Below are 11,577 nucleotides of genomic sequence, written 5' to 3' on the forward strand. Positions count from 1 at the left end.
GCAAGCGTAAAAGTCTGTGTTTTATTTATTATTTTTTCGCTAAATTTACGCAACAAACTATAAGCACAAAGCCGTTGGGCACAATATGAAAATGACCGATAAAACAAGTAACATTCTATATTACAGCGGACTAATTTTAATCGCAATCGGAGCATTCGGACTGACTTTCGCTGCGTTCTTTGCGATAATCGGATTACCAATTTTTATAGTAGGAATAATCTTGACTTTGGTATCACTAAAAAAGACTTGGAAACAAAGACTTATTCCAATCGGACTTTTTATTATTGGAATTATAGCTTTTTGGCCAATTTGGAGAGAAATAAATTCAGTTGGACCAGAAACATTTTTGATTACAGAAAACTATCAAGGACGAGTAAATATAATATTCAAAGAGGGTTGCGGAACAGAACTTGAAAAAACTGACGAAGGAATTATTTACAAGATTCCAAGCGATGGAACTCTAGTTATTGACAATGAGTTGAAAACGGGATTTATTGAACACAGCTACTTTTATGAAGACAGCAAAGGAAAACGAACCGAAATTCCAAAAATGGATGTAAGAGACTTTAACGAAGAATGGACTTTAGAAAAAAACCCAAACGAACCACCGAGAGATAAACTCGGAATTTTTCATTGGGGAAGAACAGGTAGTATTGGAAATATGATTAACGAAAAAGGAGAAGTAACAAATAAGGATGAGCAATATGATTTTCTCGAATTTTATGTTTCGACTTATAGTGACTTATCAGAAAAATTCGGATTTAAATACGACCAAAAATTTGACTCAATCAAAACAGAGAAACTTAAAATTTGTAAATAAAAATACTGTGCCCAACACCGTGTATAATTAATGGCTAGTTCGAGCTTGCTTACGAAAATCCTCGCGGATTTTCTATTCGGTTTGTATTTGCTAAATTAGTGGCTTAAACACGCCACTAATCATACACAAAACCGTTACCTACAATTATGAAAAAAATTCCGTTACTGATTTTAACATTGATTTTTATTTCAAGCTGTGAGTTTAACTCAAACAAATTAGAGTGGAATAAATTGAATGAGGAAATAATTGAAAAGGACAATCAAATTTCTGAATTGCAAAAGAAAATAAAGGATTTAGAGAAAGACACCAAAAACGCTCAATCTTCAGATTATTATCGCTTCGTAGAATCTTCAGATCCTGAAATAAATGTTGCGGAAAAATTAAAAAGCGGAGAACGTAAATTAATTGACAAAAAGAACTTTAAAGACACTTTAGATATTTCAGATAATTTTTTCGTTTATAAACATACATCTGAAATCACTCAAACCTCTAAATCGGAATTTGAATCAGTCCTTCGTGATTTTGACCAAGTCAAATCGGAATATGGAAATGACTATTTTGTCAGAGTAATGACTTTTTATAATGGACAAAGTTTACCTCTCGAAACTGAAAATTCTAAAACGGATATCCATATTTTAATTCAACCGACTGAATTGGGTTATGAAAATAAATCGTTCGTGATTTCGGACTTTTATAACGTTGACATAAAATCACTCGAAAAGAAAGAAAATAGTGTAGAACTGATTTTTGAACACGGAAAATTTCCAAGAAAAAAGGAATTAATAATAATAAAACCCGAATTAGTGAAATTTGGAAATAAATAACTGTAGGTAACACCGTATAAACTTTATTGCTAGTTTTGGCTCAATTAGGAAATTCCTTCTGAATTTCGCCGTTCGTGTTTTATTTAGTAAATTCATTGCTTAAACCACGCAACAAAGCTTATACAAACACGTTGGCAACAAGCTAAAAACCGAAATGAGAACGATAAAAAGTGAAATAATAGGAGAATTAAAACAGAACGACCAATTTGAGGATTGGTGGGAAAGTGAACTCATTGAAATTCCGTTTTTTGATAATAAAAAAATGAAAATCACTTTTATGGATTTCATTCCTGAAAATGATACTGAATTTATTAAAGAAGCAGATAAAGCTTTAAAAACCTTTTTAAAAAAATCTGTATTTGATAGATTATTAATATCGAATCTCGCATACGAAAACTGTATGGAATTTCTAAACGCAGTTGAATTTGATGAAGCTGACCAACCACTTTGGAATATTAAAGACAAAAACCAAATTTGGAAATTCATTTATCCTCAAGATATTTATATAACAAGAAGTCACGACAAATTTGAAATTATCTATCTGAATTTAGCTTGTGAATGTGAATGGGAACAAGAACACGGACTTCAACTTTTGTTTAAAGAAGGAGAAAAATTGACAAGAATAAGTGAACAAGATGGACATATTACGGAATCTGACTCTTATGAAAAACCTATTATTGAAAATAAGGAGTTTAATCATTTGAACGAAAATGAAAATAAGACAAAAACGGAATGGTGGAAATTCTGGAAATAAAGCCAGATTGCCAACACCGTATATAATTTATAGCTGGCTTATTGCCTACTTACGAAAGTCCTCGCGGACTTTCTTGGCTGGTAATTATTTACTAAATTAGTTGCTTAAAACACGCAACAAACCATATACAATCACGTTGCCAAATATTGCGGATGATAAATTAAAAGAATAAAACTATGAGCTACTTTTACATTGGAATAATAATTTTAGCAGCAGTAATTACGCTGAAAAATGAAAAGAATAAAAAAAGAAAAAAAATTATTGGATTAATTTATATATCTATTTTAGTCATTGGATTCTCATACTCTTCAGGAGAAAAAATTGGAAAAGCACTTTATTTTTTAAATAATAGTACTGAAAATATTCAAGAAAAGTAAAACCTGAGTTTACCGAAAGATTACAATTTGAATCGGTACGATTTTAGCACAATTTCGATTTCTGAGAATTGAAACGGAAAGATTTCCAATCATTTCGGATTTGAGAGTTGAAACATAAAACTCAGCCGAACGGAAAACTAAAAAAGAAAAATTGTAACTAAACCGAAAACATTCTTGACTTTTCCAATCATAACGGATTTGAAAATTGAAAAGTAAAACAACATTAGGCAACAATTGGTATATTCTATAGCTTGGTTTTAGCACACTTACGAAAATCCTAAAGGGATTTTCTTGGTCGATAATTATTTACTAAATTTATTGCTTAAACACGCTACAAAACATACCACAAACCGTTGTGCCCAATATCAGAAAAACCTTGAAATGAAAATTGACATTCACGTACATACAAGAAAAGTAAAGTCTGGTGATGCACCGACAAGAAACATCGAAAAAGAAAAGTTTGTCAAAATACTGAGCGATACTGAGGTTAATATTTTAGCAATAACCAACCATAACCATTTTGATTCGAAACAATATGAAGAGTTTAGAGATGGAGTTGAAAGTCATTGTCAAATATGGCCAGGAATTGAACTTGATGTTTTTGAAAATGGAAAAAGGTCTCATCTAATAGTTATCTGCAATCCGAAAAACCACCAAGCCTTTGATAAAGCCGTAAGTGAAATATTAGATAAAAAAAATCCAGATACTTTTACAATTTCATTAAAAGAAACCGTAGAAAAATTTGACACATTAGATTGTATTTACATTGCCCACTACTTCGTAAAAAAACCAAATTTAGGAGATAAGGAAATAGAAATTTTAATTGACTTAGTATCAAATCCCAAACGTATTTTAAAAGAAGCAACTAACTCAATATCGGCTGGAATATACATAAGTCACGGACATAATTCTATTTATGGCTCAGATGTACAAGACTGGGATAATTACATAGAACAATCACAAAATTTACCTGAGCTTAGACTTCCCGTTGAGAGTTTTGAACAATTCTGTCTTTTACTTGAAAAAGATGAAGCAACAATAAGTACTATTTTAGATAAAAAATCTAAGGAAAGTATTGAACTATTTCCTTTTAATAGCGACCCATTTGAGAAAATAGTTTTAGATATCTACTCAGACATCAACATTCTTTTTGGAAGTAAAGGAACGGGTAAAACAGACATACTAGAATCTCTTTCTAAACATTACAATAGTAAAGGACATAAAACTTCTGTTTATAAATCAAATGATAATCATTTAAACTCTGTATTTGATATTAAAGGCAATTCATTCAATTGTGATGCATCTGATTTTGGACTTGATGATTGTATTGATGAAATAAAATTCCTTAAAGAAGTTACTGAAGAGAAAGTAACCACTTTAAACAAATATGATTTACATTTTTCATTTCAAGAAACAAATAAAATTTCCCAAAAGTTAAAAATCAAGAATATTACTCAAGCAGATGAAGCTAAATCTGAAAGAATACTTGAAGAAATAACTGATATTCTAGACAATTTCAAGACATTTAAGAATTATATAAATGAAAATTCAGATATACCTAAATATGTTGATGTCACATTAATAACTGAACTTGGAGGTATTCTTGAAAAAATACTTGTTCAACTTAAAGAAGGTACAGAACAAAACTTTATAGAAAACAAAAGTATCAAGCTGCTTAATGGGATTATTTCTTGTTTCAATAATGAAATTGCAAAAAAGACTAATCAACCACCAAAACCAACAAGAACAGGTTTCTTAGAATATTCCAGAAATCGAATTAAAATAGAAAGGGCATCCAAAAAGATTATTAAAATAATAAACAAATCTATAAATCCGATTGAAGAATATGCTGGAAGTCTAGGAGAAAAAGGGGAGTTAATATGTAAAACAAATTTGTTTTTTCAGAATGGTTCATTTTCAAACGGAGATTATACTGCTGTGAAAAACGTATATAAAACACCTCAAAAAGAATTTGCAAATGCAATCATTTCTATTTCAAAATATATTCATTCAAATGAGTTGTTCTTAAAAATCACAGAATTAAACGAGATAGAAAATATTAGTACAATTAACTCACTTAGTGAATTGTTATTAAAATACAAACATTTCACGCTGAACGGAACAATTTACAATCCTTCAAATGGAGAGTCTTCAATGATTCTATTACATAAAGAATTAGCAGACGATAAAGATATTTACTTAATTGACGAACCAGAAAAAAGTCTTGGAAATGACTATATTAATGATGTAATAGTACCTTTAATAAAAGAAAAAGCACTTCTTGCAAAAAAAGTTATAATTGCAACACACGATGCAAATATTGCTGTTAGAACATTACCATATAATTCAATTTATAGACTTCAAGACAAAGGGAAAGGATTTACTCTAACAGGCAATCCATTTTCAAATTCATTAAATTGTATTTATGGTTCAAGACCAAGTCTTGATTGGAAAGAAATTAGTATGAAAACATTAGAAGGTGGAAAAGCAGCCTTTGGAGAAAGAGGAAAAATATATGGAAACTAAAAAAGCAACTATTAAAAGAGAGGAGCCTTATACTTATTTGGTTCTTGAAGTTGGAGAAAATCCAATCCAAATTAATTTAACAGATGACAACCCAAATAACGTCAAATCAGCATTTAATTTAATATTAAAAGAATTAAAAAAAGGGTTATTTGAATTTGTTCTAGAGGACAAAAGTTCAGATTTATATAACAATATTTGTGTTGAATATTTAAATCAGCTAAATACGGAAATCAAATCTATTCATACTGAATTAGAAGAATATGAATTAACTGAAAAAGAATAAAATACTGGGCACAACACCGTATATAATTAATGGCTGGTTTTAGCTTGCTTACGAAAATCTTTGCAGATTTTCTATTCGGTTTTTATTTGCTAAATTAGGTGCTGAAACACGCCACTAATCATATACAAACACGTTAGGTGTCATTAACTATGAACGAGAAATATATTAGATATAAAAAAGATAGAGATGTTCTTTTCGTTTTTGGAGCGGGTGCTTCAATATCTGATGGAGGACCATTACAAAGAGATTTATTACCTGAAATATTAAAAGAGAATTATGATAATTCTGAAATAGCTAATCTTGTAAAAAAGTTTATCTGTAGTAATTTTGACACTGAGAATGACAATTGTCCTTCCTTAGAATCTGTTTTTGGTTATTTAGATTATTTTATTTCAAAAAAAGAAAGTCTAAAAGGAGGATATACAACTCTTCAATTAATAAAAATTAAAGAATCTCTTATTCGCTTAATTCATTACAAAATAAGTGAATCAAAAACCAGAAAAGGAATATATAAGAAGTTTTTAGAATGTGTAAACACTGAGAATAAAAACGTATCCATCATCACTATGAATTATGATACACTTCTTGATGAATCGTTCGACTTCCTATACCCTAGTGATGCGTTAATTGATTATTGTATCAACTTTATGAACTATGAAGATTACGACAAAATTGATGCTTTCAATTGGTGGATTAATCCTAGAGAACCTGTAAGTATTTGGGATAAAAAAACACCTGTACCAATCAAAATAATAAAAATACATGGTTCCTTAAATTGGAAATACTGTAACTGTTGTAATCAAGTATTATTAACTCCTTGGGATACCGATATAGACTTAAGTTCTCAAGGTTTTAAAGGCAGAATTAGAGCAAATTTTGAAAATCCTGAAGAAATAGTTTTCGATTTAAAATGCCCAAATGATGGAACTCCTTTTGATACTTTTATAGTGCCACCATCTCATATAAAAGAACTTAATCATCCAGCAATTTCAAAATTATTTGATGAAGCTGCAATAGAAATTAGAAAAACAAAGAAAATAATATTTGTCGGATATTCTTTTCCTGAAGCAGATGTACATATAAAAGCGCTATTTAAAAAGAACATACTAGATACTACCGAAATAGAAGTTGTTGATCCTTTTCTTAATGAGAATATTAAAAGTAATTATAGAAGTATCAGCAAAAATGTAATATTTGTCAAAGATAGTTTTGAGAATTATATAGAAAATGATTTGAAAAATAAAATTAAAACGAACACCTAACAATGGCTATAATTAATACGGGTTTTGGTGCTTGACCCAAAGTTTAGAGCTTTTGACCAAGTCCGCCAAATCTTTTTGATTTGACTTTATAACAAAAAAGATAAAACAAAATAAAAAGTTTTGGCTAAGTGCTTAATCGAAAGTTTACTACTTTTAATTCCCGTACTAACCATAGCCGAGACGTTAGTAAAAACTTTAGAAATCACTCAGACGGAAACAATTCTGTATTAAAATATTGTAATTTATTGTGGAATAATTCTAATTTAAATTACGCTTTTCTTCCAACACTGGAAAAATAAAAAACACAAGTTTAGAGCAAATTTGCGAAATTCTTACTCGAACGGAATTTATAAACTTTGAAAAATTAAAAATCAATTTAGAAAATCACTCTTGCGGAATTTAGCAACTTTGCGGAGTTGAAAATCTCTACGGAATTATTTATTCAAACGTTGAATTTTGAAAATATCAGAAATCATAAAACAGAATTACTTGTCGAAAAAAACGCATTTACTAACAACTTGTATATAAAAATTGCTTTATTTTAGCTAAACTAAATAGTTAGTGTTTTTTAACTAAGTCCAATTTTCCTGCGGAAAATTCGCCGAGCTCTTACAAAGCAACTTTCTATACAAAAAACCGTTGTAAACAATGCCGAAAACCGAGTGAAACACTACATTGGAGCATACTATTTGATTAAATTAAAACCTGTCGATTATGGAACAATTAAAGGTTCTGAAATCTACACTTGTAGTCGTTGTATAAACGATTCTTTTTTTGACTCTTGGGCAATTTCTTGGACTACAACAGAAAAGAAAGAACTTAAGGAAACTAAAGTAACTTTTAATCTGACTGACCAAAATGTTGAGGAAATTCAAGTTTGGGCGGACAAAAAACTTGACGAAGAAAAACTCGGTTGGATAAATACATTTTCGGACTTAAAAACTTTGACCGAATACAAAGAAAAGTTCTTTCCTAATGACTCGAATTTTGAAATATTAAATATCAGTTTCCCTGAATCGGAATTAATCAAAACTCTGGAATTAATTAAACAAACTGATTCTCAATTAGGCGAAATCGGAATTTATAACAATCTTAAAAACAAGAAAGTCGAAATAGACAAAAGTGAATTTTTAGGTTACGATATAATTGGAATTGAAATTAGTGGAGATTTTCACTCTTTTCATTGCCACGATTTGTCAAATGATTTAAAAGAAAAATTTGGACTTTTAATTAATGAATTTGGACTTATCGAAAACGTTAGTGATTGGGATAAAATAATGGAATATATGAATGACAAAGAAAACGGATTTGAACCTGTTCCTTGGTTTTATGTGAAAGTGAATAAAATTAGAGAATGAACAAAGCACTGTTTACAACACCGTATAAAATTAATTGCTGGTTTTAGCCAATTTACGAAAGTCCTCGCGGACTTTCTATCTGTGATTTATTTGCTAACTTTAGTGCTTAAAACACGCAACTAATCTTATACAAGACCGTTGTAAATAATGGCGGAAAATCACTCAGACGGATACAATTCTGAGTTAAAAAGCAAGAAATTTATTGTGGAATAAATCTAATTTAAATTACGTTTTTCTGCCAACACTGGAAAAATAACAATCCCAAGTTTAGAGCAACTTTACGGGATTCTTACTCAAACGGAATTTTAAACGTTGACAACAACAGAACTAAACGCAAAAAATCACTCTTGCGGAATTTAGCAACTTTGCGGAATTGTTTACTCAAACGCTGAATTTTGAAAATATAGAAAAGCTTAAAACAGAATTATAAATCGAAAAAACCACAATTTACAACAACTTGTATATAAAAATTGCTTTATTTTAGCTAAACTAAATAGTTAGTGTTTTTTAACTAAGTCCAATTTTCCTGCGGAAAATTCGCCGAACTCTTACAAAGCAACTTTCTATACAAAAAACCGTTGTGGGTAATTTGAGAAAAACCGAAATGAAAGAATCAAAAAGACTGAATTTTTTAAAATCATATCTCAAATTATATAGCGTTGAGAAAATCGAATTGACTAAAGAAACGTTGAACTCAATAAGTGGAATTGCAATTTATGATGAAAACGATCCAGAAGAACAACAGGAATTTATTTGGCATAAATCTGAAAAAGAAATTCCTTCACCTGAATTAAAAGTTCTGATTGAAAAAATTGTGGCGGAAAAATGGCACAATGGAGACAAAATTTCAGAACATATTGAGAAATTAGAATTTAAGGAATTTGACAATTCAACTAAAGATAGAATATTGACTGAATTATTTAACGTCAGAATTAGAATGGTTGACGAAGGAGAAGAAACGGATTCTTATTGGGTGCATTATTAAATTAAACGAATGCTATGAAAGAAAAACTTGGAAAATGGAAAAAGGAAATTGAGGAAATTGAGGAAATTTCAAATTGTGTCTGGAAAATAAGTTTAATTCACGAACTAGGTTCTAAAGTTGAAAAGATAGGAAATAATTTGGAACAAATTGAAAAAGAAGTTGAATTATCAGCTTTAGAAATGAACGAACAAATTGAAAGAAAAATAAAAAACTACCCACAACAACATATATAATTTATTGCTGGCTTCTTGCCTACTTACGAAAATCCTCGCGGATTTTCTTTGTCAGTAATTATTTACTAAATTAGTTGCTTAAACCACGCAACAAACCATATATAAACACGTTGGCAAACATTTACCAATCACACTCAAAAGAATGATAAAATACGAGATAAAAACAGGAAGTAGCTTTTTGAATGAAAAAGCCAGACAACAAAGAGACATCGGATTTAAACCTAAATTAAAAGGAATACGATGCGGAAAATGTTCAACTGATACTATTATAAAATTTGTAGAAGATGATTCTACACACGTAAAAGCGGAATATGAAAGTTGTTGCCCTGAATTTGAAAAACGCATAAAAGATAAATTGTGGCCGAATAAAAATTAGTTTTCTAAAAGTTCTTTTGGTCGCATAACAAAATAATTTTTATCAGCTTCACCGTTGATTTTAAAAAAACGGACTAAATAGCTGATTGGGAAAATCTTTTCGTGAACTTCTAATTGATGTTTGAATTTATCAAAACCCTCAAACTGATAAAAAACAGAAAAGGAATTATAATGAATTTTAATTTCCAAAAGCATTCCTGGAATAATTAAATCGGAATCTATTGGTTTGTGAAAAATGTGTCTTGTATCTGACATAATATTTGATTTTAAAATTAATAATCTGAATAAAAAAACGATTTGCCAACACCATATATAATTTATTGCTGGCTTCTTGCTTACTTACGAAAATCCTCGCGGATTTTCTATTCGTTTTTTATTTGCTAAATTACGTGCTTAACCACGCAACAAACCATATACAAACACGTTAGTAAAAACTTTAGAAATCACTCAGACGGAAACAATTCTGTATTAAAATATTGTAATTTATTGTGAAATAATTCTAATTTAAATTACGCTTTTCTTCCAACACTGGAAAAATAAAAAACACAAGTTTAGAGCAAATTTGCGAAATTCTTACTCAAACGGAATTTTTAAACGTTGAAAAATTAGAAATCAATTTAGAAAATCACTCTTACGGAATTTAGCAACTTTGCGGAGTTGAAAATCTCTACGGAATTATTTATTCAAACGTTGAATTTTGAAAATATCAGAAATCATAAAACAGAATTACTTGTCGAAAAAAACGCATTTACTAACAACTTGTATATAAAAATTGCTTTATTTTAGCTAAACTAAATAGTTAGTGTTTTTTAACTAAGTCCAATTTTCCTGCGGAAAATTCGCCGAGCTCTTACAAAGCAACTTTCTATACAAAAAACCGTTGTACTCAATTTAAAAAAAAAGATATGGAAATATTGAAAAACATTTTAGAAATAATTTACTTTTTAAGTGGACCTCTAATTGCATTTTTTGCATTTAAAGCTTTAGAACAAATTTCAGAAACTAGAAAACAGGTTAATGAGACTAAAGAAAATAGATTAATCTCTTCAAAACGAGAATCGTTCAAAATTGCTGCTGAAAAGTGTGAACACTTCATGACAACAATAATCCCATTGATTAATAATCTTGATAAAGCAGTAGATGAAAGTAAGGTGTCATTTTTTGAGAAATCAGAAACAATTTTAACAAAAAATGGAATTAACGTAATTCCTCGCTTTAAGGATAAAGATGAAGTTAGTAAAGTTTTCGAACTTCCAAACTTAGAGTTATTCAATCCTTTAGAAAGTTTTTCTTTATTTTTTGTATCTGGTGTAGCAGAAGAAAAAGTTGGATACCTTACTGTTGGTCATACATTTTGCAGTACAGTAAAAAAATATGCTCCTCTCCTAGTAAGATTATCTGATGAGACATATTTCAATAACACTTTGAAACTTTTTTCAATATGGAGTCATAGAATTGAGAAGGAAAGACTTGAAAAGGAAAAAGCAAAAATTGACAAAGCTTTAAATGAAAGTAAAGAGATTACAATTGAAGCTATTGGAACAAAATAAAACAGAGTACAACACCGTGTATAATTAATTGCTGGTTTGTGTTTACTTACGAAAATCCTCGCGGATTTTCTATTCAGTTTGTATTTACTAAATTAATCGTTTAAAATACGCAACAACTCATACACAAACACGTTGCAAATAATAGCGGAAATTACTCAGACGGAAACAATTCTGAATTAAAAATCATCAAATTTATTGTGAATAATTCTAATTTAAATTACGTTTTTCTG

General features: G+C 29.5%; 13 protein-coding genes. 12 read left to right on the forward strand and 1 reads right to left on the reverse strand.

Annotated features, from left to right (window positions below):
- Positions 1-85 precede the first annotated feature (85 nt).
- From AC28QF_RS13635 to AC28QF_RS13685, 11 genes are all read left to right on the forward strand, one after another.
- Positions 86-820 (forward strand): DUF6843 domain-containing protein, encoded by a 735-nt coding sequence (locus AC28QF_RS13635; RefSeq protein WP_488202358.1) that lies wholly within the window; start codon positions 86-88, stop codon positions 818-820.
- 146 nt (positions 821-966) lie between these two features.
- Positions 967-1,644, forward strand: a complete 678-nt coding sequence (locus AC28QF_RS13640) for a hypothetical protein (protein ID WP_488202359.1) — start codon at positions 967-969, stop codon at positions 1,642-1,644.
- A gap of 154 nt (positions 1,645-1,798) precedes the next feature.
- Positions 1,799-2,398, forward strand: coding sequence for a DUF6985 domain-containing protein (locus AC28QF_RS13645; RefSeq protein ID WP_488202360.1), 600 nt, complete (start codon positions 1,799-1,801; stop codon positions 2,396-2,398).
- Positions 2,399-2,574: 176 nt separating this feature from the next.
- Positions 2,575-2,775: a hypothetical protein gene (locus tag AC28QF_RS13650; RefSeq protein WP_488202361.1), complete on the forward strand. Its 201-nt coding sequence runs from the start codon at positions 2,575-2,577 to the stop codon at positions 2,773-2,775.
- 381 nt (positions 2,776-3,156) lie between these two features.
- The gene (locus AC28QF_RS13655; protein WP_488202362.1) at positions 3,157-5,301 is read left to right on the forward strand and encodes a hypothetical protein; all 2,145 of its coding nucleotides are present in this window, start codon (positions 3,157-3,159) and stop codon (positions 5,299-5,301) included.
- Entirely contained in the window at positions 5,255-5,584 is a 330-nt protein-coding gene (locus tag AC28QF_RS13660) for a hypothetical protein (RefSeq protein ID WP_488202363.1), read from the forward strand. The genes AC28QF_RS13655 and AC28QF_RS13660 overlap by 47 nt, the downstream gene beginning before the upstream one ends.
- 149 nt (positions 5,585-5,733) lie before the next feature.
- Positions 5,734-6,846, forward strand: a complete 1,113-nt coding sequence (locus tag AC28QF_RS13665; RefSeq protein WP_488202364.1) for an SIR2 family protein — start codon at positions 5,734-5,736, stop codon at positions 6,844-6,846.
- Positions 6,847-7,508: 662 nt separating this feature from the next.
- Positions 7,509-8,204, forward strand: a complete 696-nt coding sequence (locus AC28QF_RS13670) for a hypothetical protein (protein WP_488202365.1) — start codon at positions 7,509-7,511, stop codon at positions 8,202-8,204.
- 604 nt (positions 8,205-8,808) lie between these two features.
- A complete protein-coding gene (locus tag AC28QF_RS13675; protein ID WP_488202392.1) occupies positions 8,809-9,189 on the forward strand; it encodes a hypothetical protein in 381 nt (126 codons plus the stop codon).
- Between the two features lie 14 nt (positions 9,190-9,203).
- Positions 9,204-9,422 carry a hypothetical protein gene (locus AC28QF_RS13680; RefSeq protein WP_488202391.1) on the forward strand — a complete coding sequence of 73 codons (219 nt, stop codon included), beginning with the start codon at positions 9,204-9,206 and terminating at the stop codon, positions 9,420-9,422.
- A gap of 142 nt (positions 9,423-9,564) precedes the next feature.
- Complete coding sequence (locus tag AC28QF_RS13685) at positions 9,565-9,798, forward strand: hypothetical protein (protein ID WP_488202390.1); 234 nt, start codon at positions 9,565-9,567, stop codon at positions 9,796-9,798.
- Here the strand turns inward: AC28QF_RS13685 and AC28QF_RS13690 are convergent.
- Complete coding sequence (locus AC28QF_RS13690; protein ID WP_488202389.1) at positions 9,795-10,052, reverse strand: hypothetical protein; 258 nt, start codon at positions 10,050-10,052, stop codon at positions 9,795-9,797. The genes AC28QF_RS13685 and AC28QF_RS13690 overlap by 4 nt on opposite strands.
- Positions 10,053-10,702: 650 nt before the next feature.
- Here AC28QF_RS13690 and AC28QF_RS13695 point away from each other — a divergent pair.
- A complete protein-coding gene (locus tag AC28QF_RS13695; RefSeq protein WP_488202388.1) occupies positions 10,703-11,347 on the forward strand; it encodes a hypothetical protein in 645 nt (214 codons plus the stop codon).
- Positions 11,348-11,577 lie beyond the last annotated feature (230 nt).

Source organism: Tenacibaculum sp. M1.3A, from assembly GCF_057732375.1.

What these genes read in the sequence shown, in the direction of transcription:
- AC28QF_RS13635 (WP_488202358.1), top strand. Translation starts at nt 86, where the DNA reads ATGAAAATGACCGATAAAACAAGTAACATTCTATATTACAGCGGACTA.
- AC28QF_RS13640 (WP_488202359.1), top strand. Translation starts at nt 967, where the DNA reads ATGAAAAAAATTCCGTTACTGATTTTAACATTGATTTTTATTTCAAGC.
- AC28QF_RS13645 (WP_488202360.1), top strand. Translation starts at nt 1,799, where the DNA reads ATGAGAACGATAAAAAGTGAAATAATAGGAGAATTAAAACAGAACGAC.
- AC28QF_RS13650 (WP_488202361.1), top strand. Translation starts at nt 2,575, where the DNA reads ATGAGCTACTTTTACATTGGAATAATAATTTTAGCAGCAGTAATTACG.
- AC28QF_RS13655 (WP_488202362.1), top strand. Translation starts at nt 3,157, where the DNA reads ATGAAAATTGACATTCACGTACATACAAGAAAAGTAAAGTCTGGTGAT.
- AC28QF_RS13665 (WP_488202364.1), top strand. Translation starts at nt 5,734, where the DNA reads ATGAACGAGAAATATATTAGATATAAAAAAGATAGAGATGTTCTTTTC.
- AC28QF_RS13675 (WP_488202392.1), top strand. Translation starts at nt 8,809, where the DNA reads ATGAAAGAATCAAAAAGACTGAATTTTTTAAAATCATATCTCAAATTA.
- AC28QF_RS13680 (WP_488202391.1), top strand. Translation starts at nt 9,204, where the DNA reads ATGAAAGAAAAACTTGGAAAATGGAAAAAGGAAATTGAGGAAATTGAG.
- AC28QF_RS13685 (WP_488202390.1), top strand. Translation starts at nt 9,565, where the DNA reads ATGATAAAATACGAGATAAAAACAGGAAGTAGCTTTTTGAATGAAAAA.
- AC28QF_RS13690 (WP_488202389.1), bottom strand. Translation starts at nt 10,052, where the DNA reads ATGTCAGATACAAGACACATTTTTCACAAACCAATAGATTCCGATTTA.
- AC28QF_RS13695 (WP_488202388.1), top strand. Translation starts at nt 10,703, where the DNA reads ATGGAAATATTGAAAAACATTTTAGAAATAATTTACTTTTTAAGTGGA.